Raw genomic sequence first — 23,860 nt, 5'->3', positions numbered from 1 at the left:
TTTGTCTCCACGACCCGTAGCGCCTTGCTCTCCTTCCTCACCGACGGCCCGCAGGTATCGCTCAACGGGTGGCTCCAACCTCAGACAGGGGCGCCATGTCCGATTCGCCTTGGGATTCTGCTCTTCCGCCGATCAAGTCGTTCCACCCCTTCAATAACGTTGGCGAACCGGTCGGTCTGCATCACGGTGAGATCGGTGGTGTGCAGGACACCGAGGTGCCGGGGGAGGTCAGTCTTCAGTGTTCGCCAATCCTCAGCCTCGACTGGAGCGTCACTCCCAAGCCGCACTCGCATCCGTACACCCGTGACACGGCCATCCTGCGACTCCAACGGCCTCATGGCGAGGCCGAAGTGCACGCCTGGGTCCGGAACTTCGACAGGGCTGGATCAATGGAGCCACCCTCGGAGATAGCGAGGCTCCTCTCGCCCGGATCGTGGCGCACTGGTTCAACCTGCCCCGGTTCAGGGGGCAGCATCACCTGACCGATCGGATCGAGGGTGCGGATCGGTACTGGGACCGGGGTCGCTGGTCTCACGAGGTCGGCGGCTGGAAGATCGTGCTGGACGTGCGCCCTGACCACCGCACTGTCTGGGAAGAACTCCTCAAGACCCGGCTCTACGCGATGACGCACGTGATGGAGATCAGCCGTGCGGACGGGCTGCAGTTCACCGCCGCTGAGGCTGCCCACCTCCTCACAGCCCTACACCTCGGTATGTCGTTCTCGCTTGGTCGCTGGACCGCTCCGCTTCTCCCAGTCGGCCTAGGGTGTGACGGACAGGTCGTCTGGGAGTCCTGGGGAGCCCTGCACTGCGATCCGGCGCGGAGACACTCTTCCGGCTGGTGGGACTCCTGGGACGTTGACGCACTCGGCACGTTTCTTGACGGACTCCTCCCGGGGATTGCCGATCCCGCGGGCAGGGAGTCGCTGAGACTGCAGATCAGCTACGCGATCACAGCCATCCGCGACCAGGGATTCGTGGAGCAGCGCGTGATGATCGCCGCTGCCGGGCTCGAGCACGCCATGTGGCAGAGGCTGTTCGTCCGCGGCATCCTCACCCGCGCGGAGTACAAGAACACCCGCCTGTGGCCGGCTCACGAAAAGCTGCGAAAGGTCCTCCGGGAGATCAACGTCGCAGTCTCCATAGACTGCAACCATCTGCCGGCCATGGCGGCCTTCGCCGACGAAATGCAGCGACGCACTGGACAGGTGTGGGACGGCCCCTCTGTGGTGACGAAGATCCGCAACTACATGGTCCACCCAGAGGAGGACCAGAAGGAGCTTTACCGGATACCCGGCCTCGTCACAGAGGCGTGGCTGCTCACTCGGCACTACCTGTCCCTGCTGGTCCTCGAGTCGCTGGGCTATCGCGGACCACATCAGAACCTGTCGAGGATTCGCGGCATGGCAGGCGAGGTCGAAGACACTCCCTGGCCCTGACCCGGGCCTACGCGCAGCCCTTGCCGAGTCTCGCCACGAAGTCCGCGACGCGGGTCAGCGCCTCCGCCAGGCGGTCCGGCGGAACCGTGTAGGAGATGCGGACGTGGTTCGGGGCCGCGAAGTCGGCGCCGGGGACGACCGCGACGTTGGCCTCCGTGAGGAGGAGTTCCGCGAAGACCTCGGCGGAGGTGATGGTCTGGCCCGCCAGCGTCAGGCCGTAGGTGCCGGAGACATCGGCGAGGAGGAAGAACGCCCCGGTCGGGTTGCCGTCGACCTCGATGCCGGGGATGTCCGCGAGGGCCTTGATGGTAGTCAGGCGGCGGTCGTCCAGCTCCAGTAGCCGGCGTTCCAGCTCGGTGGTGAGGTCTGCGGTCAGGGCGCCGAGGGCAGCCTTCTGGGAGATGGAGGACGGCGCGGAGGCGGTGTGGCTCTGGATCGCCGTGATGGCCTGGGCCACCGGGGTGGGGGCGGCGACCCAGCCGATGCGCCAGCCGGTCATGGCGAAGGTCTTCGAGACGCCGCCGACGGTGAGGGTGCGCTCCGCGGCCTCCGGGCCCAGGGCGGCGACCGAGACGTGTTCGGCGTCGCCGAAGACCCAGTGGTCGCAGATCTCGTCGCTGATGATGGCCAGGTCGTGGTCGATCGCCACCTGGACGAGAGCTGCCAGTTCGGTCCGGTCGTAGACGACGCCGGAGGGGTTGGCCGGGTTGTTGAGCAGCAGGACCCGGGTCCGGTCGGTGACGGCGGCGCGCAGCTGGTCAGCGGTCACCTTCAGTCCCGAGCCCTGAGCGGGCTGGACGGGTACGAGGGTGCCTCCGGCCAGGGCGGCGAGGTGGGGGTAGCTGACCCAGTAGGGCGCGGGGATCAGGATCTCGTCGCCGGGTTCGACCAGGGCGGTGAAGGCGTAGTGCAGGGCCTGCTTGGCGCCGGCTGTGATGACCACCTGCCCGGCCTCGTACGCCGCCCCATGCCGGCCCAGGAACTTCGCGGTGGCCGCGCGGAGTTCCGGGATGCCGGCGGCGGGGGTATAGCGGGTGAAGTCGGTGGCGATGGCGTCGAGGGCAGCGTGCGCGGCCGGTTCGACGGTCGGGAAGGCCGGCTCACCGCTGGTGAGGTTGATGACGTCCACCCCCTGCGCGATCAGCGCCTTCGCCTGGGCGTCCAGCGCGGCGGTCGCGGACGGCGGGACCTGCGCCGCACGCAGGGCCAGGCGGATTCGGCTGATCGCCTTGGGGGCGGGGGCGGACGTTGCAGTGCTCACGGCATTCCTCAGGGTGGGATTAGGTGCGGGTGGCGCTGGGCTTCAGGCGCGCGGGCCGTAGAGCGCGAGCGTGGACGCCTGGGTGCGGCGGGTCTCGGCGTAGCGGCTCGCGGAGTGGCTGACTTCGGCGCAGCCGTCGCAGAAGCGGACTCCGGAGACGAAGGCGGCGTTGCGGGCGCGGCGGAAGTTGCGGATGGAGCGACGGATGGACGGCATGACAGTCTCGATTCATAGGCGAGTGTCTATGCGTTTGAGCATGCCAGTACCCATAGATGACCGTCAATACATTGGAGCGTGTTATCCCGTCTCCCGGGCGGACCTGGACGAGCGGGGGCCGGATCCGTCAGATTGGGCGCATGATCACGCCATCACCCACCGGAATATCCGCCGACTGCTGCCCTGGGCCCATGACTGCCGTAGAGGCAACCGATCTGGCGGCCGCGTTCAAGGCGCTGGCCGACCCGGTGCGGCTGAGGATCGCGAGCATCGTGGCCTGCTGCCCGACCGGCGAGGTGTGCGTGGGCGAGATCGCCGCCGAGTTCTCGGTTTCGGGCCCGACCATCAGTCACCACCTGAAGAAGCTGCGGGAAGCTGGGGTCCTGTCCTCCGAGCGGCGCGCGAACGAGGTGTACTACCAGGTGCGCTGGGACCGACTGGATTCACTGATCGGCCTGCTGACGGCAATGAAGCCGGCGGCGGCACAAGCACTCTGAGCGGGGCCCGCCCCATGTGCCCCTACATACGGCTGCAGCCCGCCCCGGAGCAGGGGGCGGGCCGTTGCCGTCTGATGCGCTGGCGCTCAGGCCAGGAGCTTTAGAGCCACATGGGGGCCGTGTAACCGAGGACGATCGCACCGGTGAAGAGGATGCCGACGACCAGGGCGACCACGCGCCAGCGGGCGATGAGGAGCATGCCGCTGATGGCGCCGACGCTGGTACCCGCGCCGGTCATCAGGAAGGCGAGAGCCGGGCCGGGGCCCATGCCGCCCTGCATCAGGGTGGCCACCAGGGGGAGCGAGCCGTCGGTGTTGAGGTAGACGGGGATGCCGATCAGGGCGGCGAGCGGGACGGCGAAGAGGTTGTCCCCGCCGAGGTAGTCCGTGAGGAAGGCGGTCGGGATCGAGTTGATGAGCAGGTAGCCCAGCGTCGCGAAGGCCAGGAAGTAGATCGCGAGGCGCTTGCTGGTGATCCGGAGCTCACGGCCGAACTCGTCGAGCTTCCAGCGCTTGACCAGGCTGACCTCGACCGGCGCGGGGGCCGGAGCGATGGGCCGGTTGAGCAGAGCCGTACGGGCCAGACCGCCACCACTGCCGCCGCCGGCCGGGGCGCTGACGCCCCCACCCGAGACGTCGTCCTGTGCGTCGTCGCTGCAGCAGCTCTCCTCGGCCTTCTTCTCGGCCTCGGTGGAGGTCAGGCGGGCCTGGCCGTCGAGCCAGCCCGTCTTCTCGATCAGCCAGGTCACAAGGCCGGCGAAGAGGCCGATGACGATCGCCGCCACGAAGAAGGTCAAGGCGAAGTCGGCGCCGAACAAGCCTATGGAGAGTACGAGTTCTTCCGGGCTGGTCAGCGGCGAGGCGACCATGAAGGTGACGACGGGGGCCCAGGGAACCGATGAGGCGAGAGCGCCCAGGACCACTGCCGTGGTTCCGCAGGAGCAGAACGGAGTGAGCGTCGCCAGGACGACGGCTCCGAGAACCGCGTAGAGCGTCTTGCGGCGCAGCCACGACGAGAGCCGCTCCGCTCCGATGTACACCGGGATGGCCGACGCCACGAGGACGCTGATCAGCAGGAACGGCCAGTTCGTGGCCAGGGTGCGGCCGACATCCTGGGCCGTCTGACCCAGGATGCCGAGGACGGTGTCAAGCACGGAGAGCTCCAACTCATAGACGGCTGTCGATGGGTTGAACTCTGCCGGATTCATAGATGAGTGTCAATGCGTTCCGGGAACAATCCATAGATGGCTGTCGTTGGATCGGGTATGCCTACGCCCATCTCGGAGCTCTGCTGCTCCCCCGTGCTCGCCGGCCCCCTCACTCCGGAGGCGGCTGATGACCTCGCGGCCGCGTTGAAGGTCGTCGCGGACTCCACCCGGCTGCGCCTGCTCGGGCTGATCCGGACCCAGCCGGGAGGCGAGGCGTGCACCTGCGATCTCACCGAGCCGCTGGGGTTGACCCAGCCAACGGTCTCGCACCACTTGAAGGTCCTCTTCGAGGCCGGCTTCCTGGAGCGGGAGCGGCGTGGACGTCAGACGTACTACCGGATCGCGGTCGGCAGCATGACCGTGTTGTGCCAGGCGCTGGACCCCTCACCGGAGCCGCTCCCCGCCTGAACTGCAGGCGATCCAAGCGCCCTCCAACTCCTTTCGGCCAAGGGTCCGTTGCCTTCAAGCCACGCGCAGGCAACCGGCCCGTTGGCATGTTTAGGCATGAGGGTGCCTAGCGCGCTTCCTGCCAGCAGTGATCTCTTCCACACCCTGGGTGACCTCGGACAGACTCATGAGCACCGGGAGGGCGACCACCCCCGGGAACACCGGAACCGGCCAAAGGGCCGCCGGTCACCAAAAATCCGTAGTCATTTCCTGGGGAGAGCCATGTCTGTTTCGCGTACCTCGATGAGCCTTGCCGCCACCGTCCTGGTCACCGTCATCGGACTCGGCTCCGCCGCCGCCCTCGACGCTCCCGCCCGCAACACCGTGGCCGGAGCCGGCTGGGACGTCGCCCCCACGGGCACCGACGGCGCCGGCTGGGACGTCGCCCCCGCGACCGCTGACGGTGCGGGCTGGGACTGATCCACAACCCGTCGCCTCACCCCCTCACCCCCTCATCCGAGACGCACCGCACCTGCGATCCAAGGAGTACGAGAGATGAGCACCACCTGCTGCAGCGCCACCACTGAGGAGCCGGCCCCGGCGCTCGTGGTGTTGGAAGACTCCTGCTGCGAAACCCCCGAGAAGGTGGAGGCCGAAGAGTCCTCCTGCTGCGGGACCCCCGAGGCCAAGGTCGAACCGGAACCCGTCCCCGCCACCGGCTGCTGCGGCCCCGCCAAGCCCGAGCCCGAACCGGTCTCCTGCTGCGGCAGCACCGAGCAGGAGGACCCGGCCGACGTACGGACCGGCCTCTCGCTCGACGACGCGGTCGCGGCCCTCGGCGGCAGCGTCCCGCAGGCCACCGACCCCGCGCCCTACGTACTGCCCGACTGGCTCAGGGCGACCGAGACCAGCCTGACCGGCGCCAAGCCCTGGCACACGGTCGCCGACCGCGGCGAGGGCGAACTCGCCTTCCTTCCCGGCTTCCTCTTCGACGCCGACCCGATCGTAGAAGCCGACCCGCGCACCTACCTCGGCTGGCAGCCCAAGTCCGGCGCGGTGGCCTGCTGCTCCGCCACCTCCTCCTCATCTTGCTGCTCCACGTCCTGCTGCAGCGCCACCGACACCGTCGAGGCCCTGGGTGAGGAGGCGTTCTTCCCGGCTCTGCTCCTCGGTTCCCCGCTTGGCTACCGCTCCGAGGCTTCCGCCTCCGTCGAGGACCCGCTGCTGGTGGCGGACCTGATCGACCGCATCGTGCCGGCCGCGATCGAGGCAGGCGTCCACTCGATCACCGCCCCGTGGCTGCATGACAGCCCGCACAGTGAGGTGCTCGCGCTCGCCCTCCAGGCGTACGGCGGCGACATCGCCTTCCATGGCGAGAACAACCTGCTCAGCCTCCAGCACGACAGCTATGAGGCCTACCTCGCCTCCCTCCCGGCCCGTAAGCGGCGCCGCGTCAAGGAGGACAGCGACCGCGCCACGAACTCCGGCACCCGTATCGAGCGCAAGGACCGCGAGGAGCTGCGCCCGCTGGTCGGCCGGATCTCCGAGCTGATCACCCAGAACCGGCAGAAGTACAGCGGTGGGGAGGACGTGACCCACATCCACGCCCTGATCAGCGCTCTCGTCGACGGCGGCGCCGATGTCCGGGCCTACCTCGCCTACAAGGACGACCAGGTCGCCGCCGCCTCGGTGACCGTCCGCCAGGGCAAGCGCCTGTTCGTGAAGTGGGCCGGCTTCGACTACGAAGCCCTCGGCGAGCGCAGCGGCGTCTACTTCGAGATCGTCCTGGATCGCCCCCTGCGCGACGCGTACGCCGAAGGCGTCACCACGATCGAGGCAGGTCCCGGCGCGGACGATGCCAAGCGGCTGCGCGGCTTCAAGCCGCACCAGCTCCGCTCGGCGATCCTCGTCACGGACACCGCTCTTCGCCCCGAGGTCGCCAAGCTCCACGCCGCGTACGGCGAGGCCCGCCGCGAGGCGTTGGGCCTCGGCGCGGAGGAGGAGCCGAGCACGGCGATCGGCCGCCTGAAGGCCAAGCTGCTCGGCGGCTCCGCTTACGAGCCGATCAAGCCCCTCCAGCCGGAGGGCGGCTGCTGCGGCTGACCGCTGATCCACATCTCTCTCCCCCCAGAAGCAGGCCCGGTGCGCGATGCGCGCCGGGCCTGCGGGCGTTCCTCGGACCGGCCGTAAGAGAGGAGGGGAAGGGAGAGGGGGATCAGTCGGTCCAGCCTGCCTTGTTTGCCAGGACGCCGGCCTCGAAGCGGCTTCGGGCGCCGAGGCGGGCCATTATTTCCGACATCATGCGGCGCGCGGTGCGCAGGCCGATGCCGAGCTTCTTCGCCGCGATCTCGTCGGTGGACCCCTGCGTGAGCTGGCGCAGCAGTTCGCGTTCCTGAGCGGTGAGGCCCGCCTCGTCGCGACCGCGGCTGCATCCGATCGGTGCCGCGCCCTCCCACACCTGCTCGAACAGGGCCGCGAGGGCGGTGAGCACGCCGGGGCCGGTGAGCTGGACGGCGCCCTTCTTGGTGTTGGTCGGGTCCACCGGCAGCAGGGCCACCTCACGGTCGAACAGGACCATCCGCAGCGGCAGCGCCGGTACGGTGCGCACCTCACCGCCGTTGCCGTGCAGCCACTGCGCGTATTCGACCGTCGGGGTGTCATTGCGGACGCTGTCCAGGTAGACGGTCAGCACCCTCACCCCCCGGCGCATCAGGTCCTCGTCCAGCGGCCGGCTGGCGTCGAGGCTCGCCGCGGACTGCGCACCGCCGGGCATGAACGACAGGCACTCGCTGGTCGAGCGGTGCGCGAGTTCTTCGAGGCGGGTCTGGATGGCGTCGATGCCCTGGAGGTACTCGACACCGTGCCGTTCGCCGGTGCGCAGCTCCGAGTACTCGTCAAGGAGCTTGCTGATGGCGGCCTGGCTCTCGGCGAACTGCTGCTGCTGAGCGAGCAGATGGGCCTGCTGGCGCTGGAGCAGCAGCTGGAACCCCAGGTCCGGGCTGACCGGCCGCAGGCCGCCGGGCGCCTGCATGGAACGGCGTAGCAGGTTCAGCTCCGCCAGCCGGTCCAGCGCGCTCCGTACGGAGTCTTCAGGGCAGGCCAAGTGCACAGCAATCTCTGACACTCCCCAGTCCTGCTGAGTGAGCATCAGCCGGTAGACCGACTCCGCTTCAGTGTCCAGTCCCAAACTCGCCAGCACAGCGACCCCCCGCTTGGCGTCTCAATCATCGAGACGACCCGTCAATACATCGGCGGGCGCCGATGTTTGCAGGCCAGAGTGGTCACGGACAAGGGGTTGTCCAAAGATTGATCATCATCGCTTCTCAGGTCGATGCGGCTCGGCATGGCGGCATGGCGCATTCGAGCCGTTCCCAGGCAGGTGCCTGCCGGTCGCGCTTCATGCCAGTCGGAAAGTCTTCCGCCCCCTCGGAATGCTCAGCAAACTAGTGATCACAGGGCAGCGGAAGTCCTCGGAAACGGAATCCGCAGCGCGTCGAGAACGCCCCCTGACCTGAGCGAAATCGATTCCCCACCACACGGAGGACAGCCATGTCTGCTGCGCGGAAAGCCCTGCGCCTGATGAACAGAGCCGCTGCGGTCGCGCTGGGCTTTTCTCCCGCCGGCGGGCACGGCTGCGGCCCCAAGTGCCGTCACACGGAGCTCTACAGCGCCGTCACCCAAGCCAAAGCCGACCAGCACGTGTGGTCCGTACCAGGACTTACCGCCCGGCCGGGAGGACCCATGTTCATGGCCACCGCCACGCTCGTCGCGGCCAGTGCAGCCGAGGCCACCAAGCTGGAATCGGCCGTGGTCACCGACATCGTCTGGGCGGCGGCAATGCCGGATGACGACCTCGAACACGTCCACGCGAAGACGACTTCGGGACGCATCGAGCTGACGTTCTTCCACCGCACCGGCAGCCTCGCCGACGCATTGTCCGCAGCGGGCCAGATTTGCCGCCGCGCACTGAATTCGAGTCCGGCCCTGGCCCAATGGCGCATTGCGGTCACCCCTCAACTTCCCGATGCCCTGCCCGGCTCGGGCCCCGCATTCGCGTGATGCAGATCACACACCTCACTGCAAGGAGTCTCACCCCATGAGCGGTATCAACGACCCGCGCCTGAAGGCCGAGCAGCTCACCGTCGAGACGATCGCCTCGATCGACCACGAGGTGAAGGTCCTCGGCTCGAAGTCCTACACGAACCGGCAGATCGCCATCGCGGCCCTGGCCGCCCTCGACGGCAAGACCGGCGTGATCGACGGCGCCCTGGTCTCCGACGACACCATCTACTTCGCCGACGCCGTCGCCTCCTTCGGGCACGTCAGCGTCGAGGTCGACCACGAAAACTACCGCTTCACCCTCACCCCGACCGGCAAGCCGATGGTCGCCCCCGAGGATGACATCTTCGTCGGCGGCGCCGGCACCCCGCTGCGCTTCCTGGTCTCGATGGCCGGCCTCGCCGAGGGCATCACCACCATCACGGGCAACAGCCGTATGCAGGAGCGCCCCTTCGGCGACCTGCTCGCCGCTCTCCCCGGCCTCGGCGTCGAAGCGGTCGCGGTGCGCGGCAACGGCTCCCCGCCGATCCAGGTCACCGGCGGCAACTTCGTCGGCGGCAAGACGAAGATCTCCGGCGCCATCTCCTCCCAGTACACGTCCTCGATCCTGATCAGCTCGGTCCTCGCCCAGCAGGACACCGAGATCGAGATCGTCGACGAACTGGTCTCCAAGCCGTACGTCGAGATGACGCTGGCCACCCTCGCCGAGCACGGCATCACCGTCGAGCGCGACGGCTACCGCCGCTTCAAGATCGCGGCCGGCCAGTCCTTCAAGGGCGGCCACGCCGTCGTCGAGCCGGACGCCTCGGGCCTGTCGTACTTCATCGCCGCGGCCGCGATCCTCGGCGGCCGGGTCACCATCCCCGGCATCGGCTCCACCTCCCACCAGGGCGACGTCGGCCTCGCAGAGGTCCTGGGCCGGATGGGCGCCCACGTCGAGATCACCGAGAACTCGATCACCGTCAAGGGCGGCGACCTGCACGGCATCGAGGTCGACATGGACGCCATGCCCGACGTCGTCCCGTCCCTCGCCGCCGTCGCAGCCTTCGCCACGGGCAAGACCCACATCACCAACATCGCCAGCCTGCGCGTCAAGGAGTGCGACCGCATCGCGGCCGTCACCACCGAGCTGCGCAAGATGGGCATCACCGTCGACGAGTACGACGACGCCATGACCATCCACGGCGGCACCCCGCACGGCGCGGTCATCGACACCTACGACGACCACCGCATCGCCATGACCTTCGCGATCATGGGCCTGCGCACCCCCGGCGTCGTCATCAACGACCCCGGCTGTGTTGCCAAGTCCTTCCCCGCCTTCTGGAACGCCCTGGACACCCTGCGGTGACCAGCGACGGACCTGCCAACGGGATCCTGCTCGTCCTCGACGGCTGGGGCCACGCCGCCCCCGGACCCGGCAACGCGCTCACCAACGCCCACACCCCCGTCCTCGACTCCATCGCCGCCAAGCACCCCTCCACCTTCGTGGAAGCGTCCGGCGAGCACGTCGGCCTGCTGCCCGGAACCGTCGGGAACTCCGAGATCGGCCACATGGTCATCGGGGCCGGCCGCCCGCTCGACTACGACAGCGTCCTGGTCCAGCGGCAGATCGACAGCGGAGCGCTCCGCGACAATCCGCGCCTGACCCAAGCCCTCGACCAGCTCACGGCCAAGGGCGGCGCGCTGCACCTGATCGGGCTGGTCTCCGACGGGATGATCCACGCCCACGTCGACCACCTGCACGAGCTCCTGTCCATCGCGGCGTCCCGCGGTGTGAAGCACGTGTGGGTGCACGCCATCACCGACGGCCGGGACGTCGCCGACCGCACCGCCGGCCACTACCTGGCCCGCGTCGAGGAGTTCTTCGCCGCCACCGGGGTGGGAGCGCTGGCCACCGTCTCCGGCCGTGGCTACGGCCTCGACAAGAGCGGCGACCTGGAGCTGACCGCCAAGGTCAGCGAGGCCATCACCGACGGCAAGGGCGCCACCGCCCGCGACTACGGCCAGGTCCTGGCCGGAGCCGAGAACGGGGACGTGTGGATCACTCCGACCGTCCTCACCGACGCCGGCGGCGAGCCGCTCGCCGCCGTACGCGACGGCGACACGATCCTGTTCGCCAACTTCCGCAGCGACCGCATCCAGCAGCTGGCTGACGACCTCGTCAAGATCCTCACGGACGCGGACGTGGAGGTCCTGTCGCTGACCCAGTACGACACCTGGGCGGCCATCCCCGCCCTGGTCGGCCGGGCGGACGCCTCCGGCGGCCTGGCCGACGCACTGGAAGCCCACGGGCTGCGTTCCGTACGCATCGCCGAACAGGAGAAGTTCGAGCACGTCACCTACTACATCAACGGCCGCGACGACCGCCGACGGGACGTCGAGGAGCACGTCCGCATCACCGCGGACACGGCCCCCGACTACGTCGCCCGCCCCGAGATGAACCTCGCGCAGGTCACCGAAGCCATCACCGCCGCCGCCCGGCGTGACGACGTGGCACTGGTGGTCGCCAACCTGGCCAATATCGACGTGGTCGGCCACACCGGCGACCACGACGCCACCGTCAAGGCCGCCGAGCACACCGACCGCGAGGTCGAAAAAATCCTGGCCGCCGCGGCCGCCACCGGGCGCTGGGTCCTGCTCGTCGGCGACCACGGCAACGCCGAGCGCATGTCCAAGCCCGGCCCCGACGGCACCCCGCTCCCGTACGGCGGTCACACGACCAACCCCGTACCGGCCGTCGTCGTCCCCGCCCCGGGACAGCTCCTCCCGGAGCAGCTCGCCGATGGCGGCAGCCTCGCCGACATCGCACCCACCGTCCTTCACCTGCTGGGCCGCCCGAGCGGCCCCGCCATGACCGGCCGGAGCCTTCTGTGACCACAGCCCAGCTCATTGCACCCACCACGCCCGGCGGAGCCGCCTTCGCCACCGCCCTCACCGACGAGGCCACCGTCCGCGAACTGGACCTCGGCCCGGCTCTCTTTGCCGATCTACGCACCAACCCGGCCGGCACCGTTCACCTGCTGACCGTCCGCAACACCACTGGTGAGAGCCAGGAGTTCTTCCCTGAAGCCCAGCTTCCGCAGGGTGACGGCCCTCTTCTCTTCCTCGGCGGCGCCTCCACCACCGAGGACCAGGGCGGCCGTCTCGTCGCCCGCCTCGCGCCCCACGGCTTCGTCCGGCTCGGACGGATCCTCGACACACAGCAGGAGCACGCATGACCACCGCCACCGGGCCCCGGCCGCGCATCGCGCTGATCGGTGACCACGGCAAGTCCCCGGCCCACGCACGGCTCGATGCCTTCCGCGGCGAGCTCGACGTCGAGACGGAGTGGGTACCCACCGAGACCATCACCGGTCCGGAGTCCGTGGCCGGCTTCCACGGCATCTGGGTCGTCCCGGGCTCCCCGTACGAGAGCAAGGACGGCGTGCTCGCCGTCATCCGCCTCGCCCGCGAGACCGGCATCCCTTACCTGGGGACCTGCGGCGGCTTCCAGCACGCGCTGATCGAGTACGCCCGCACCGTTGTCGGGCTCACGGACGCCGACGACGTGCAGTACGACCCGGAGGCGCCGACGCCGCTGATCGTGCCGCTCAGCTGCTGCCTGGCGGGTGAGCAGGCGCCGCTCCTCCTCACGGAGGGCAGCCGACTGGCGGCCGTCTACGACAACGCCGAGCAGACCACGGAGACGTACCACTGCAAGTACGGCCTGAACGGGGAGTTCGTGGAGCGGCTCACCGAGGCGGGCGTCGTCTTCAGCGGCTGGGACACCGAAGGCGCCCCGCGCGCCGCCGAGGTCCCCGGGCACCCCTTCTTCATCGGCACGCTCTTCCAGCCGGAGCTGGTCTCCGCCCCCGGCAACATCCACCCGCTGATCTGGGCGTTCACCGCCGAAGTCGCCGCCCACGCGTCCGTCGCGGCCTGACACTCCTACCGCCCCGGGCGGGTCATGTCTCCACCATGATCCGCCCGGGCTTCTGCGTTCCCCCGGCTGTCTCCTCGTCGCCCCAGATCAGAGCATCGAGTACGGCACGCCGTTCGGGACTGACCGCGTACCAGGCCCACGTACCGCGCTTTCTGCGGCTCACCAGCCCCGCGTCCACAAGAATCTTCATGTGGTAGCTGATGGTGGGCTGGGCCAGTTCCAGAAGCGGCGTCAGATCGCATACGCACGCCTCGCCCTCCGGGGCCGCCAGCAGGACGCTGAGGATCTGAAGCCGTGTCGGATCGGCCGTGCCCTTCAGATGCCGAGCGAGCGCTTCCGCCCGTTCCCGGGGCAGTGGATCCACGTCGAGGTGCGGCTCACAGGTCGGATCGTCGTCGAGGAAGGGCAGGAGTTCCGAGGGGCGGCCGGTCACCTGTTCTGCGGACATGTGGATCACCCTACGTCCGCCGGCAGAGCGTCCGGCGTCGCGGGATCACCCTATTCACCCATTATTTGCCTGCCGTTTAAGCGAACCGGATCGGGCTCCGGAGGCCACGCAAGGCAGGTGGGTGCCGCGCGCAGTTCATGCCACCGGGAACCCCTTCTCCGCAAGCCTGCCGATGAGCAGACTCTTGATCGTCAGGGTTGTTCACCCGCCCTCAACTCTCAGTCAACTCACTGTCCACCAGCAAAGGCACCGCCATGTCTGTCATGACTACTGAGCCCCACCAGACGCCGTCACTCCGCGTCGGAAAGCGGAAGCAGATCGGCTTCGCCACTTCCGCCGCGCTGCTCCTCGCGACGGCGCTGACGGGCTGCGCAGGCTCCGCCAAGGCCGACTCGGCCGCACTGCAGGCCAGCGGATCGACCACCGTCGCACCGGTCGCATCGGACGCCGCCGAGGCCCTCAAGGCCCGCGGCCTGAAGATCACCGTGGCCACCCAGGGCGGTTCGGCCGGCGGCATCTCCCAGCTCGGCTCGAAGCAGATCAAGGTGGCGCTGAGCTCGAAGCCCATGTCCGACGAGGACCGAAAGACCTACCCCAACACTGACTTCGTCCCGACGCAGATCGGTGCGGACGCGGTCGGCATCATCATCACCAAGGAGGTCGCCGACGGCGGAGTCAAGAGCCTCACCAAGGAGCAGGTGAAGGGCCTCTTCGAGGGGAAGATCACCAACTGGTCCGAGGTCGGCGGCCCGGACCTGAAGGTCTTCGTCTACGACAAGGAGCCCGGTCGCGGCACCCGCGAGGTGCTGGACAAGTTCGTCTACGGCAAGGAGAAGCCCCCGCTCCCGCCGCAGTCCGACAACTACGCCGTCGTCGGCGGCAACCTGGAGACCCGCAACAAGCTGAAGTCCACCAAGGGTTCCATCGCCCCGCTGTCGACCGGCTTCATCGAGGGCCACGACGACCTGGTGGCCGTGGCCCTGGAGGGCGTCGCTCCGACCCCGGAGAACGTGGCGTCCAACAAGTACCCGATGACCCGACCGCTGTTCATGATCACCGATGGTCAGCCGAAGGGCGCCGTCAAGGAGTACATCGACTACGTCCTCTCGCCCGAAGGCCAGAAGCTGCTCCCTGTGCACGGCTACCTGACCCGCCAGCAGATGGGGCTTTGACGGTGAGCGTCACTCTGGAGCGCCCTCTCAAGGCGCCCGGAACCGCCGTGAACCGGCCGCCCGCCCAGGGCGGCCGCCCCGGCCGGGCGAGATGGGTCTGGGGATGGGTGTACACCGGGATGTCCTCGGTGGCCCTCGTCCTGCTGGTGCTGATCGGATACCTCGCCACCGGCATCGCGAGCGGTGACGTCGACTGGCTCGCCCTGATCGGCGACCGCGCGTGGAGCCCGGTGAACGGGGCCTTCGGTGCCCTCTCCATGATCTACGGTTCGGCCGTCGTCTGTGTCCTGGCGCTGGTGCTGGCCGTTCCGGTCGGCTGGTCCGCGGCCATCGCCCTGTCGGAGTACCTGCCGCCGCGCTTCGCCCGTCCCTTGCGGCTGAGCATCGAACTGCTGGCGGCGGTCCCCTCCATCGTCTACGGCCTCATCGGCATCATGGTGATCCGGCCGTTCGTCTCGGGGCTGGGTGACGTACCGGGCGGCGACAGCCTGCTCGCCGCCGGCATCGTCCTTGCCGTGATGATCATGCCGACGATCGTGGCCGTCAGCGTGGACGCCCTGTCCGCCGTCCCCGGCCGCTACCGGGAGGCCGCCTACTCCCTCGGTCTGACCCGTCGTGAGGTCGTACGGTCGGCCGTGCTGCCCCAGGCACGGGCAGGCATGCGCGCCGGTGTCCTGCTCGGTCTGGCCCGAGGACTCGGCGAGGCGATCGCGGTCTTCCTCGTCGTGGGACGGGCCGACGGAAGGCTTCCGGAGTCGCTCGGGGGCTTCTTCTCCTCCCTGGTACGCCCCGGGCAGACCCTGACCACCAAGTTGGCCGGCCCGGAGCCGATGCTCGCGGGCACATCCGGTCCCTACTTCGCCGCGCTGTGCGCCCTGGGCATCCTCCTGCTCGTCCTGGTGGCCGCGGCCACGGTGTGGGGCACCCGCAGGTCTTCCCCGGACCGTTCCGTGAAGCGCGGGCTGCGCTCCCACCGGGCCACCGCCCGGATGCGCATTCCTCGGGACCGGCTTGCGACGCTGCTGCGACTGGGAGCCCTGCTGCTGCCGGGAACGCTGCTCGTCGGGATGCTGGCCATTCTGGTGACGCGAGGCAACTCCGCACTCAACCCGGCCTTCTGGTTCACCTCCTCCACCGGCGCGGCCGGGGGCGGTGTGAGCGACCAGATCCTCGGCACCCTCCTGCTGATGGCCACCACGGCCCTGATCGCGCTGCCCCTCGGCTACGGGGCGGGTGTTCTGATCGGCACCCTGGCCTCTGCGAGGACGGCACGCCTGCTGGAGACCCTCACCGTGACCATCGGCGGAACCCCGACCATCCTGCTGGGCCTGGCCGGGTACGTCCTCTTCTCCACCGCCATGGGATGGGGCCGGTCCTGGCTGGCCGGGGCCATCGTGCTCGTTCCCGTGGTCGTGCCGGTCATCGCCCTGACCACCGCGGGCCGCATCCGCAGCATGCCGGGCGAACTCACGGAGAGCGCCCTGGCACTCGGCCTGACCCGCGCGCAGTACATCCGCTCCGTGGTCATCCCGTACACCTGGCCGGCCACCCTCACGGGCCTGCTTCTCGGCCTGGCCCGGGCGGCGGGCGAGACGGCTCCTCTGATCTTCACCGCCACGGTGTTCTTCGGGGCACCTGCCCTGCCGAGCGGGATCGTCGACTCCCCGGTGCAGGCACTGCCGACGCACATCTTCACCCTTTCCCAGGACTCGGGTGCCCCGGAGGCGATCACCCAGGCATGGGGCAGCGCTCTGGTCCTGGTCCTGATCACCGCAGTACTTCTCAGCCTGGCGGTGGCGCTGCGCAACCGCTTCGAAGGAGCACGATGGACCACGTGATATCCGTCCGCGACCTGCGGGTTCTCGACGGCAAGAAGACTCTGGTGGGACCGGTCACCTTCGAGCTGACAGCCGGATCGACCACCGGCCTGTGCGGCCCCTCCGGCGCCGGCAAGTCCACGGTGCTGCGCGCCCTGGTCGACCTGCTGCCCCACGGCCTCACCCGCGACGGCCACCTGGAGGTGCTGGGACAGCCCGTCCGTTACGGCAAGGGCGACTCCGGCCTGCGCAGCACGGTCGTCCTGGTGCCGCAGACGCCCGTGGTCTTCGGAGGCAGCATCCTGGACAACGCCCTCTTCGGCCTCCGGCACCTGGTCCGTGCGTCCCGGGCGGACATGCATGACCGTGTGGAGCAGGCCTTGAAGGAAGCGGGCCTGTGGAACGAGGTCCGCAACCGCCTGGACTCCCCGGCTCAGGCACTTTCCAACGGGCAGCGCCAACGGCTCTGCCTGGCCCGTGCCCTGGCCCTGGAACCGGCGGCCCTGCTGCTGGACGAACCCACCAGCGCCCTGGACGAGCGGAGTCGGGACACGGTCGAGGAGTCGGTGGCCGCCCTCCGCGGCAACCGCACGGTCCTCCTCGTCTCCCACGATCCCGCGCAGGTGGAGCGACTCTGTGACCGCACGGTACGTCTGGAGCTGCCGGAAACCCTGGCGCTCTCCTCGGCAGTGGCTTGAGCGTCTGAGCACAGCGCGGGCCGAGATCCGCAGCAGGGAAGAAGAACCGGGCCCGGCCCGTCGTGACGCCATCACGACGGCCCGGGCCCGGGGTCTTTCACCGGGACGAACGCTTCCGCCTCAGTACTGGCCATGCCTGTCCGGGGTCCCGCCGACGGCGTGCGAGGAGACCGGTCAGGCCGCGTACCAGCGCCCAGAGCGCCGTGGCGTTGACCATGGCGCAGGCCAGGATCACACCGTAGAACCCGAACCCAGCCACGTGTCGAACAGTTCGACGTCGGGCAGGTCGTGCACTCCCGAGTCGGTCGGGGGCGGCCCCTCGGGCACGGGCACGGGCTCGGGCGTCTCCCCGGGCAGGGGCGGGGGCTGGGGCGGCATGGGGCCCGTGTGGACGGGCGGGGTGACCTCCGGCACGCCGAGCGACTCGGTGATCGGTCACGATCAGCCCCAAGGCCAGGAGGCTGAGCGGTGCGGTGGCCAGCATCGGCCAGATGCCGGCGAATCCAGCGTCCCCCGTCCGGACGAGCACGCCCACCCAGACCAACAGCCCGACCACCACGGTCAAGTAGCCAGCGGAAACCCACACTTCAAGTCGTGACCGACGCCGCCTCACGACTTCGCCCGTTCGCCCGACAGCCAGCATCGGAACGGCGGGACCCGTGCGCCTGAGTAAGGCTACTCAGGCGCACGGGCGCACCTGCCTACGCTGCCGAGGCGCCGGTGGGCTCGGGCGCGGCCGACGGAGCGGACTTCGGCGCTCAGCCTGCCGCTACGAGCTCGGTTTCGCCGACCGGGGCAGCGTCGCCGAGGGCCGCCAGGTACCGCTCTGCGTCCAGCGCTGCGGCGCATCCGGAGCCGGCCGCGGTGATGGCCTGGCGGTAGATGTGGTCCACCACGTCGCCCGCACCGAAGACACCGGGGATGCTCGTCCGGGTCGTGGGTGCCTGGGTCTTGAGGTAGCCCTCCGCGTCCAGTTCGAGCTGGTCGGCGAAGAGTTCCGTACGCGGGTCGTGGCCGATGGCGACGAACAGGCCCGTCACGTCCAGGTCGCGGGTCTCGCCGGTCACCACGTCGCGCAGGACGACGCCGGAAAGCATGCCGCCGGTCTCCTTGATCTCGGCGACCTCGCTGTCGAACGCGAAGGAGATCTTCTCGTCGGCGAACGCCCGGTCCTGCATGGCCTTGGAGGCGCGCAGGGTGGAGCGGCGGTGGACGATGGTGACCGAGCGGGCGAAGCGGGTGAGGAAGGTGGCCTCTTCCATGGCGGTGTCGCCGCCGCCGACCACGACGATGTCGCGGTCGCGGAAGAAGAACCCGTCGCAGGTGGCGCACCAGGAGACCCCGCGGCCGGAGAGCGCGTCCTCGTTCGGCAGGCCGAGCTTGCGGTAGCCGGAGCCGGTCGCGATGATCACGGCCTTCGCACGGTGGACCGTACCCTCGGAGTCCGTCAGCAGCTTGATGTCTCCGGTGAGGTCGACGGAGACGATGTCGTCGTCGATCATCTCGGCGCCGAACTTCTCCGCCTGGGCGCGCATGCTGTCCATGAGGTCCGGGCCGTCGATGCCGCTGGGGAAGCCGGGGAAGTTCTCGACCTCGGTCGTCGTGGTGAGCGAGCCGCCGACGAATATGGAGCTGCCGAAGAGCAGGGGCTTCAGCTGTGCGCGGGCCGTGTACAGCGCGGCGGTGTAACCGGCCGGGCCGGAGCCGATGATGATGACCTCGCGTACGTCGTCGTTCGTCATGATGCGGTCAGCTCTCCTGCTTCTTCGCGTTCTTGGTGTCGATCTCGGCGATGAGACCTTCGATGAGGCCCTTGATCTCGTCGCGGATGGGGCGGACGGCCTCCACGCCCTGGCCGGCCGGGTCCTCGAGCTGCCAGTCCAGGTAGGTCTTGCCGGGGAAGTACGGGCAGGCGTCCCCGCAGCCCATCGTGATGATGTAGTCGGACGCCTGGGCGGCCTCGGGGGTGAGGACCTTCGGCTTCTGGTCGGAGATGTCGATCCCCAGCTCGGCCATCGCGGCGACGGCGGAGGGGTTGACCTGGTCTCCGGGTACGGAGCCGGCAGAGCGGACCTCCACCCGGTCGCCCGCGAGGTGGCGCAGGAATCCGGCGGCCATCTGGGATCGGCCTGCGTTGTGGATGCAGACGAACAGCACGGATGCGAGCGGGGTGGAGGACATCGTCTCTTCCTTCAATCAATGACTCAGTCCGGGCTGGTATCAGCCCCGGATGATGTGACAGTATCAGCACATGTTGATGTCAGTCGATAGTGATCTGCTCCGGGTTCTGGCCGACCCGCTCAGGCTCCAGATCGTGAACCTCCTGGCCAAGGAAACGCTCTGCTCCACCCACCTCATCGAGGAGACGGGCGCCAAGCAGACCAACCTCTCCAACCACCTGAAGGTGCTGCGCGAGGCCGGAGTCCTGGAGACCGAGCCGTGCGGCAGGTTCACCTACTACCGGCTGCGTCCAGAAGTCATCGAGTCGCTGGCCGGTCAGTTCGCCGGCCTCGCCGAGACCGCACGCGCCACCGCCGAGGCAAACCTCAAGCGGTCCTGCCCGTAACCCGTAGCGCCTTCTTGACCTCACCTGCCCGAGGAGAACCTGCCTTGTCCGTCACCGAGCCCGTCGGCACCTCACCCGCAGCGGAGGCCGACATAGCCGCCGACGCGCCCCAGCCCGCGCCCGGCGCGACGCCGCCCCGCACCCCGCTCATCGCCCGGGCGGCTTCCGAGCTGGTCGGCACCGCCGCGCTCGTGGCGGTCGTGGTCGGCTCCGGCATCCAGGCCACCGAGCTGACGCAGGACGTAGGCCTGCAGCTGCTGGCCAACTCCACGGCCACGGTGTTCGGCCTCGGCGTACTGATTGCCCTCCTCGGCCCGGTGTCCGGCGCTCACTTCAACCCGGCCGTCACCCTGGCCGAGTGGTGGACCGCCCGCCGCGGCGGCGCCGGGGTCACTGCCCGCGAACTCGCCGTGTACGTGCCCTCCCAGATCGCGGGCGCGATCGCGGGAGCGATCCTCGCGGACGCGATGTTCGGCGAGCCGTTGGTGAAGTGGTCCACGCACGACCGCTCCGCAGGGAACCTGCTCCTCGGCGAGGTCGTCGCCACCGCCGGACTGATCCTGCTGATCTTCGGTCTGGCCAAGACCGACCGCCTGCGCTTCGCGCCCGTCGCGGTCGCCTCGTACATCGGCGCGGCGTACTGGTTCACCTCCTCGACCTCCTTCGCCAACCCTGCCGTCACCGTCGGCCGCGCCTTCACCGACACCTTCGCGGGCATCGCTCCCGCCTCGGTGCCCGGGTTCGTCGGCGCGCAACTGGCCGGTGCAGTCGTGGGCCTGGCTCTGGTCGCGGTCATCTTCATGCGCGGAAAGCACGAGCCCGCCGCATGACCCGGCACACGGATGTCGTGGTGATCGGCGGCGGCCAGGCAGGGCTCGCCGCCGGCTACTACCTGCGCCGGGCGGGCATCGACTTCACCGTCCTCGACGCCCAGTCCACTCCGGGCGGGGCCTGGCAGCACGGCTGGGACTCGCTGCACCTGTTCTCGCCGGCCGCCTACTCCTCGCTGCCCGGGCGCCTCATGCCGCAGCAGGAAGGCAAGCCGTTCCCGGACGTGGCGCACGTGCTGGAGTACCTCGCCGACTACGAGAAGCGGTACGAGCTCCCGATCGAGCGCGGCGTCCGCGTCACGGCCGTCCACGACGACACACCACTCTTGCGCGTCGAGACGGACACGGGGGCATGGACCGCCCGGGCGGTCATCAGCGCCACCGGCAACTGGTGGCGGCCGTTCATGCCCGCCGTACCCGGCCGGTCGGACTTCAAAGGCCGTCAGCACCACACCGTGGAGTACCGCAGCCCCTGGGACTACGCCGGTCAGCGCGTGATCGTCGTGGGTGGCGGCAACTCCGGCGCCCAGATCGCGGCCGACCTGGCCCCGCACGCCACGGTGCGCTGGGTCACCCAGCGACCGGCGCGCTACCTACCTGACGAGATCGACGGCCGCGCCCTGTTCGAACTTGCCACCCAGCGCGTCCAGTCCGGCGGCCCCCGCATCTCCGACCTGGGCGACATCGTCGCGGTGCCTCCCGTACGCACCGCTCGCGACGCCGGGCTCATCCCGGACCACAGGATGTTCGACAGCCTGACGGCCGGCGGAGCCCGGTGGCCCGACGGCAGCGTCTGGCCCTGCGACGCGATCATCTGGTGCACCGGCTTCCGCCCGAGCCTCTCGCACCTGACTCCACTGGGCCTGCGCGCCGAGGGCGGCCGTATCCCCACCGAAGGCACACGCGCCATCGCGGACCCGCGCATCCACCTCCTCGGCTACGGCGACTGGACCGGTCCAGCCTCCGCCACCCTCATCGGCGTAGGCCGCACGGCGCGCAACGCAACGCGTGAGATCGCCGATCTCCTGCACTGAGGAACATAAACATCAGGACAGGCTGGCTGAATTTCGCGTCTAATGGCCGGTGTGACGAGACCTCTTTCTTCCGACATGTGGCTTCCCACGCAGAACGATGCCCCCGAAGAACTCACGCTCATCGTGGACACCCCCAACGGCACTTACATACGCCGTGTACCGCCAGCCCTACCCCTGCCCACACACATCGACCACGGTCCCGGTGCTGAAGAGGCAACCCACACGGCAGCAGCCGCGTGGGGATTGCCCGACTTCGTTTTTCAGCAGGTGGCCCATGCCGCCAAGGGGTCAGGCCAGCGAGAGCTGGGCGACAGGCTTCTTCTGGCGGGTCAACGCGGTGCGGTCGTTCAGGTCAAGGCACGCACCATCACTCCCAAGTCCGACGCTCAGGAGATCGTCTGGATTCAGAAGGTGGCGGCCAAGGCCATGAGTCAGGCCAAGGGCACCGTGCGGCAGTTGCGCATGCTGCCTGCCGACATGGTCAACGGCCGAGACCGGACCTTGCGAGTAAACGGCAACGCGTTTGAATGGATCGCGGTGTTCCTGCTTGATCACCCGCACGTACCCCAGAACGCCATAGTCACCTGGCAGCCGCTCGGTATACCCGCCATCGCCCTCACACGCCGTGACTGGGACTTCCTCTTCGACCAGTTGCGTTCTACCACTGCGGTACTCGATTACCTCTTCAGAGCAGCTGCCGAGCCAGCTGTTCCCCTCGGCGATGAACCGGTGCGCTACTACGAACTTGCTGCTGCGGACGCTGAGGCGTCTCCTGGCGAAATTGACACCGAGTTGGTGGGAGCCGGCGGCACGCTGTTCTCCGCCCCGCTGCTGCCGCAGGCCCCGGCCGGAAGCGACGGCACCAACGTCCACCGTGTCCTTCGCATCATGCTCGAGGACATCGCTCTCACTCCGCTCGCCGAGCCGATGACAGAACTCAACCGCTTCACCGTGCTCTCCGACCTCGATCGGCTCCCTGTATCAGCCAGGGCGGAGTGGGGTCATCTGCTATTGGACATGCTCCGCGATGTTCCGAAAGTGCCCGAGGATCACTGCAAGTGGCGCTTCCGGCGCCTGCTCGACGCGGACAGGGCGCACCAGCTCATCGTTGGCGCCGCATCCCGATTCGATCCCGAAGCCCAGGCAGCCTTCACCGCCTACGTGCAGCTTCGCCACCATGAAGTCACCACTCGCACCGGCCGGACGGACGGATCATCGACCCTCGGCGTCCTGCTCACGCCCCGCCACGACGGGCACCGTCCCTGGGACACCACCACAGTGCGCGTGGACGGAGATCTGGCACTGTCACCAGAGGACCTGCAAATCTACAGCGACGCATGGAACCGCACCGTAGACGAGGGCGCCGTAATCGATCACGGTCGAGCCGAACAGCCTCCAGCGCCAGCCAGTCCGTGAGCTCTCACATGGCGCCGGGACTGCGGCGCTCCAGCAGGACCACGTCGCGCCAGGTGCCTTGATGGCGGCCGATCCGTTCGCGGGTGCCGATGACCCGGAAACCGGCGCGCTCGTGCAGGACGAGGCTGGCGGTGTTCTCCGGGAAGATTCCGGACTGGATCGTCCAGATGCCCGCCGCCTCGGTCGAGGCGATCAGTGCCTCGAGCAGGGCGCGGGCGACTCCCCGGCCACGTGCGGCCGGGTCGACGTACACGGAATGCTCGACGACGCCCGCGTAGGCGCAACGGTCCGAGACCGCGGTCGCGGCGACCCAACCGAGGAGCTTGCCGTCCTCGTCCACTGCGGCGAAGCGGTGGTCCGGCAGTTTGGCGGCGTCGAATGCGTCCCAGGTCGGGGCGGTGGTCTCGAAGGTGGCGTTGCCCTCGTCGATCCCTGCCTGGTAGATCGCCAGCGCCGCGTCGGCGTGCTCGGCCAGCAGTGCGGTGATGCGCATGCCGGTCAGGCCGCCTTCGCCGCGTCGGCCAGCAGGGCGCTCATGGCGGCGAGCACGGAGGGCTCGACGCGGTAGTACACCCAGGTCCCACGTCGTTGGGAGGTCAGCAGCCCGGCTTCCTTCAGCTTCTTCAGGTGGTGGGAGACGGTCGGCTGGGAGACCCCGACATCGGAGATGTCGCATACGCACGCCTCTCCGCCCTCATGGGAGGCGACGGCGGAGAACAGACGCAGGCGTACGGGGTCGCCCAACGCCTTGAACATCTTCGCCGCCACTTCCGCCTCGCCCGCGGAGATGGCGCGCTCGGTCAGCGGCGGGCAGCACGGCACGACGGCTTGATCGGCGTCCAGGAGCGGCAGAACCTTCGCGTTCGACATGCGTCTATGTTGACACACATCG

General features: G+C 69.0%; 27 protein-coding genes and 1 pseudogene. 17 read left to right on the top strand and 11 right to left on the bottom strand.

Features of this window, described 5'->3' with window-relative positions:
- Positions 1-358: 358 nt before the first annotated feature.
- A complete protein-coding gene (locus ACZ6JS_RS16480) occupies positions 359-1,438 on the top strand; it encodes a hypothetical protein (RefSeq protein ID WP_469298783.1) in 1,080 nt (359 codons plus the stop codon).
- A gap of 7 nt (positions 1,439-1,445) precedes the next feature.
- Here the strand turns inward: ACZ6JS_RS16480 and ACZ6JS_RS16475 are convergent, their stop codons facing one another.
- Together ACZ6JS_RS16475 and ACZ6JS_RS16470 are read right to left on the bottom strand one after the other, a co-directional pair.
- A complete protein-coding gene (locus ACZ6JS_RS16475; protein ID WP_469298478.1) occupies positions 1,446-2,699 on the bottom strand; it encodes a pyridoxal phosphate-dependent aminotransferase in 1,254 nt (417 codons plus the stop codon).
- Between the two features lie 42 nt (positions 2,700-2,741).
- Positions 2,742-2,915, bottom strand: a complete 174-nt coding sequence (locus ACZ6JS_RS16470) for a hypothetical protein (RefSeq protein WP_469298476.1) — start codon at positions 2,913-2,915, stop codon at positions 2,742-2,744.
- Positions 2,916-3,106: 191 nt separating this feature from the next.
- On the opposite strand from ACZ6JS_RS16470, the gene ACZ6JS_RS16465 reads away from it, so the two are divergent.
- Entirely contained in the window at positions 3,107-3,412 is a 306-nt protein-coding gene (locus ACZ6JS_RS16465; RefSeq protein WP_469298475.1) for an ArsR/SmtB family transcription factor, read from the top strand.
- 100 nt (positions 3,413-3,512) lie between these two features.
- Here the strand turns inward: ACZ6JS_RS16465 and ACZ6JS_RS16460 are convergent, their stop codons facing one another.
- Positions 3,513-4,565, bottom strand: a complete 1,053-nt coding sequence (locus ACZ6JS_RS16460; RefSeq protein WP_469298473.1) for a permease — start codon at positions 4,563-4,565, stop codon at positions 3,513-3,515.
- Between the two features lie 111 nt (positions 4,566-4,676).
- Here ACZ6JS_RS16460 and ACZ6JS_RS16455 point away from each other — a divergent pair, with 111 nt between their 5' ends.
- From ACZ6JS_RS16455 to ACZ6JS_RS16445, 3 genes are all read left to right on the top strand, one after another.
- Positions 4,677-5,027, top strand: coding sequence for an ArsR/SmtB family transcription factor (locus ACZ6JS_RS16455; RefSeq protein ID WP_469298472.1), 351 nt, complete (start codon positions 4,677-4,679; stop codon positions 5,025-5,027).
- A 261-nt stretch (positions 5,028-5,288) separates the two neighbouring features.
- Positions 5,289-5,486 (top strand): hypothetical protein, encoded by a 198-nt coding sequence (locus ACZ6JS_RS16450; protein WP_469298470.1) that lies wholly within the window; start codon positions 5,289-5,291, stop codon positions 5,484-5,486.
- A 75-nt stretch (positions 5,487-5,561) separates the two neighbouring features.
- Positions 5,562-7,109, top strand: a complete 1,548-nt coding sequence (locus ACZ6JS_RS16445) for a GNAT family N-acetyltransferase (protein WP_469298468.1) — start codon at positions 5,562-5,564, stop codon at positions 7,107-7,109.
- Positions 7,110-7,221: 112 nt separating this feature from the next.
- Here ACZ6JS_RS16445 and ACZ6JS_RS16440 read toward each other — a convergent pair whose 3' ends face one another.
- Positions 7,222-8,130 carry a LuxR C-terminal-related transcriptional regulator gene (locus tag ACZ6JS_RS16440; protein WP_469298466.1) on the bottom strand — a complete coding sequence of 303 codons (909 nt, stop codon included), beginning with the start codon at positions 8,128-8,130 and terminating at the stop codon, positions 7,222-7,224.
- A gap of 617 nt (positions 8,131-8,747) precedes the next feature.
- Here ACZ6JS_RS16440 and ACZ6JS_RS16435 point away from each other — a divergent pair.
- From ACZ6JS_RS16435 to ACZ6JS_RS16415, 5 genes are read left to right on the top strand one after another with little or no spacing between them, the layout of a single operon-like run.
- Positions 8,748-9,065 (top strand): hypothetical protein, encoded by a 318-nt coding sequence (locus tag ACZ6JS_RS16435; protein ID WP_469298464.1) that lies wholly within the window; start codon positions 8,748-8,750, stop codon positions 9,063-9,065.
- Positions 9,066-9,102: 37 nt separating this feature from the next.
- The gene (gene aroA, locus ACZ6JS_RS16430; RefSeq protein ID WP_469298462.1) at positions 9,103-10,413 is read left to right on the top strand and encodes a 3-phosphoshikimate 1-carboxyvinyltransferase; all 1,311 of its coding nucleotides are present in this window, start codon (positions 9,103-9,105) and stop codon (positions 10,411-10,413) included.
- The gene (gene gpmI, locus ACZ6JS_RS16425; protein ID WP_469298460.1) at positions 10,410-11,939 is read left to right on the top strand and encodes a 2,3-bisphosphoglycerate-independent phosphoglycerate mutase; all 1,530 of its coding nucleotides are present in this window, start codon (positions 10,410-10,412) and stop codon (positions 11,937-11,939) included. Before aroA ends, gpmI begins: the two co-directional genes overlap by 4 nt.
- The gene (locus ACZ6JS_RS16420; RefSeq protein WP_469298459.1) at positions 11,936-12,283 is read left to right on the top strand and encodes a hypothetical protein; all 348 of its coding nucleotides are present in this window, start codon (positions 11,936-11,938) and stop codon (positions 12,281-12,283) included. The genes gpmI and ACZ6JS_RS16420 overlap by 4 nt, the downstream gene beginning before the upstream one ends.
- A complete protein-coding gene (locus ACZ6JS_RS16415; protein ID WP_469298457.1) occupies positions 12,280-12,987 on the top strand; it encodes a glutamine amidotransferase-related protein in 708 nt (235 codons plus the stop codon). The genes ACZ6JS_RS16420 and ACZ6JS_RS16415 overlap by 4 nt, the downstream gene beginning before the upstream one ends.
- A gap of 22 nt (positions 12,988-13,009) precedes the next feature.
- Here the strand turns inward: ACZ6JS_RS16415 and ACZ6JS_RS16410 are convergent, their stop codons facing one another.
- Positions 13,010-13,435, bottom strand: a complete 426-nt coding sequence (locus ACZ6JS_RS16410) for an ArsR/SmtB family transcription factor (protein ID WP_469298455.1) — start codon at positions 13,433-13,435, stop codon at positions 13,010-13,012.
- Between the two features lie 263 nt (positions 13,436-13,698).
- Between ACZ6JS_RS16410 and ACZ6JS_RS16405 the strand changes: the two genes are divergently transcribed.
- The 3 genes from ACZ6JS_RS16405 to ACZ6JS_RS16395 are packed head-to-tail and all read left to right on the top strand — an operon-like array spanning position 13,699 to position 17,122.
- Complete coding sequence (locus ACZ6JS_RS16405) at positions 13,699-14,607, top strand: phosphate ABC transporter substrate-binding protein (protein ID WP_469298454.1); 909 nt, start codon at positions 13,699-13,701, stop codon at positions 14,605-14,607.
- 2 nt (positions 14,608-14,609) lie between these two features.
- Positions 14,610-16,445, top strand: a complete 1,836-nt coding sequence (gene pstC, locus ACZ6JS_RS16400; RefSeq protein WP_469298452.1) for a phosphate ABC transporter permease subunit PstC — start codon at positions 14,610-14,612, stop codon at positions 16,443-16,445.
- Positions 16,433-17,122 (top strand): ATP-binding cassette domain-containing protein, encoded by a 690-nt coding sequence (locus ACZ6JS_RS16395; protein ID WP_469298450.1) that lies wholly within the window; start codon positions 16,433-16,435, stop codon positions 17,120-17,122. Before pstC ends, ACZ6JS_RS16395 begins: the two co-directional genes overlap by 13 nt.
- Positions 17,123-17,353: 231 nt before the next feature.
- Here the strand turns inward: ACZ6JS_RS16395 and ACZ6JS_RS16390 are convergent, their stop codons facing one another.
- From ACZ6JS_RS16390 to ACZ6JS_RS16375, 4 genes and pseudogenes are all read right to left on the bottom strand, one after another.
- Positions 17,354-17,500, bottom strand: a complete 147-nt coding sequence (locus ACZ6JS_RS16390) for a hypothetical protein (protein WP_469298807.1) — start codon at positions 17,498-17,500, stop codon at positions 17,354-17,356.
- A gap of 70 nt (positions 17,501-17,570) precedes the next feature.
- A pseudogene (locus tag ACZ6JS_RS16385) lies at positions 17,571-17,765 on the bottom strand (SCO4225 family membrane protein); the annotation flags it as partial.
- A 115-nt stretch (positions 17,766-17,880) separates the two neighbouring features.
- Positions 17,881-18,864, bottom strand: coding sequence for a thioredoxin-disulfide reductase (gene trxB, locus ACZ6JS_RS16380; RefSeq protein ID WP_469298449.1), 984 nt, complete (start codon positions 18,862-18,864; stop codon positions 17,881-17,883).
- Between the two features lie 7 nt (positions 18,865-18,871).
- Positions 18,872-19,303: an arsenate reductase ArsC gene (locus ACZ6JS_RS16375; protein ID WP_469298447.1), complete on the bottom strand. Its 432-nt coding sequence runs from the start codon at positions 19,301-19,303 to the stop codon at positions 18,872-18,874.
- 70 nt (positions 19,304-19,373) lie between these two features.
- Here ACZ6JS_RS16375 and ACZ6JS_RS16370 point away from each other — a divergent pair, with 70 nt between their 5' ends.
- The 4 genes from ACZ6JS_RS16370 to ACZ6JS_RS16355 are packed head-to-tail and all read left to right on the top strand — an operon-like array spanning position 19,374 to position 22,968.
- A complete protein-coding gene (locus tag ACZ6JS_RS16370; protein WP_469298445.1) occupies positions 19,374-19,688 on the top strand; it encodes an ArsR/SmtB family transcription factor in 315 nt (104 codons plus the stop codon).
- A gap of 44 nt (positions 19,689-19,732) precedes the next feature.
- On the top strand, positions 19,733-20,518 hold the full coding sequence (locus ACZ6JS_RS16365; protein WP_469298443.1) for an aquaporin: 786 nt from the start codon (positions 19,733-19,735) through the stop codon (positions 20,516-20,518).
- Positions 20,515-21,552 (top strand): ArsO family NAD(P)H-dependent flavin-containing monooxygenase, encoded by a 1,038-nt coding sequence (locus tag ACZ6JS_RS16360; RefSeq protein ID WP_469298441.1) that lies wholly within the window; start codon positions 20,515-20,517, stop codon positions 21,550-21,552. The genes ACZ6JS_RS16365 and ACZ6JS_RS16360 overlap by 4 nt, the downstream gene beginning before the upstream one ends.
- A gap of 51 nt (positions 21,553-21,603) precedes the next feature.
- Entirely contained in the window at positions 21,604-22,968 is a 1,365-nt protein-coding gene (locus ACZ6JS_RS16355) for a hypothetical protein (protein ID WP_469298439.1), read from the top strand.
- 4 nt (positions 22,969-22,972) lie between these two features.
- Here ACZ6JS_RS16355 and ACZ6JS_RS16350 read toward each other — a convergent pair whose 3' ends face one another.
- Together ACZ6JS_RS16350 and ACZ6JS_RS16345 are read right to left on the bottom strand one after the other, a co-directional pair.
- Positions 22,973-23,461, bottom strand: coding sequence for a GNAT family N-acetyltransferase (locus tag ACZ6JS_RS16350; RefSeq protein ID WP_469298437.1), 489 nt, complete (start codon positions 23,459-23,461; stop codon positions 22,973-22,975).
- A gap of 5 nt (positions 23,462-23,466) precedes the next feature.
- Positions 23,467-23,838, bottom strand: a complete 372-nt coding sequence (locus ACZ6JS_RS16345; protein WP_469298435.1) for an ArsR/SmtB family transcription factor — start codon at positions 23,836-23,838, stop codon at positions 23,467-23,469.
- Between the last annotated feature and the right edge of the window lie 22 nt (positions 23,839-23,860).

The organism is Streptomyces sp. NPDC046349 (assembly GCF_055587885.1).
The sequence above is the reverse complement of the archived record's forward strand: the minus strand, read 5'-3'. Positions and strand labels throughout refer to the sequence as shown.

Bases quoted from the DNA above. Each gene is read 5' to 3' on its own strand.
- ACZ6JS_RS16470 (WP_469298476.1), bottom strand. From the start codon at position 2,915: ATGCCGTCCATCCGTCGCTCCATCCGCAACTTCCGCCGCGCCCGCAAC.
- ACZ6JS_RS16465 (WP_469298475.1), top strand. From the start codon at position 3,107: ATGACTGCCGTAGAGGCAACCGATCTGGCGGCCGCGTTCAAGGCGCTG.
- ACZ6JS_RS16455 (WP_469298472.1), top strand. From the start codon at position 4,677: ATGCCTACGCCCATCTCGGAGCTCTGCTGCTCCCCCGTGCTCGCCGGC.
- ACZ6JS_RS16450 (WP_469298470.1), top strand. From the start codon at position 5,289: ATGTCTGTTTCGCGTACCTCGATGAGCCTTGCCGCCACCGTCCTGGTC.
- ACZ6JS_RS16445 (WP_469298468.1), top strand. From the start codon at position 5,562: ATGAGCACCACCTGCTGCAGCGCCACCACTGAGGAGCCGGCCCCGGCG.
- ACZ6JS_RS16435 (WP_469298464.1), top strand. From the start codon at position 8,748: ATGTTCATGGCCACCGCCACGCTCGTCGCGGCCAGTGCAGCCGAGGCC.
- aroA (WP_469298462.1), top strand. From the start codon at position 9,103: ATGAGCGGTATCAACGACCCGCGCCTGAAGGCCGAGCAGCTCACCGTC.
- ACZ6JS_RS16415 (WP_469298457.1), top strand. From the start codon at position 12,280: ATGACCACCGCCACCGGGCCCCGGCCGCGCATCGCGCTGATCGGTGAC.
- ACZ6JS_RS16410 (WP_469298455.1), bottom strand. From the start codon at position 13,435: ATGTCCGCAGAACAGGTGACCGGCCGCCCCTCGGAACTCCTGCCCTTC.
- ACZ6JS_RS16405 (WP_469298454.1), top strand. From the start codon at position 13,699: ATGACTACTGAGCCCCACCAGACGCCGTCACTCCGCGTCGGAAAGCGG.
- ACZ6JS_RS16395 (WP_469298450.1), top strand. From the start codon at position 16,433: ATGGACCACGTGATATCCGTCCGCGACCTGCGGGTTCTCGACGGCAAG.
- ACZ6JS_RS16390 (WP_469298807.1), bottom strand. From the start codon at position 17,500: ATGCCGCCCCAGCCCCCGCCCCTGCCCGGGGAGACGCCCGAGCCCGTG.
- trxB (WP_469298449.1), bottom strand. From the start codon at position 18,864: ATGACGAACGACGACGTACGCGAGGTCATCATCATCGGCTCCGGCCCG.
- ACZ6JS_RS16375 (WP_469298447.1), bottom strand. From the start codon at position 19,303: ATGTCCTCCACCCCGCTCGCATCCGTGCTGTTCGTCTGCATCCACAAC.
- ACZ6JS_RS16370 (WP_469298445.1), top strand. From the start codon at position 19,374: ATGTTGATGTCAGTCGATAGTGATCTGCTCCGGGTTCTGGCCGACCCG.
- ACZ6JS_RS16360 (WP_469298441.1), top strand. From the start codon at position 20,515: ATGACCCGGCACACGGATGTCGTGGTGATCGGCGGCGGCCAGGCAGGG.
- ACZ6JS_RS16350 (WP_469298437.1), bottom strand. From the start codon at position 23,461: ATGCGCATCACCGCACTGCTGGCCGAGCACGCCGACGCGGCGCTGGCG.
- ACZ6JS_RS16345 (WP_469298435.1), bottom strand. From the start codon at position 23,838: ATGTCGAACGCGAAGGTTCTGCCGCTCCTGGACGCCGATCAAGCCGTC.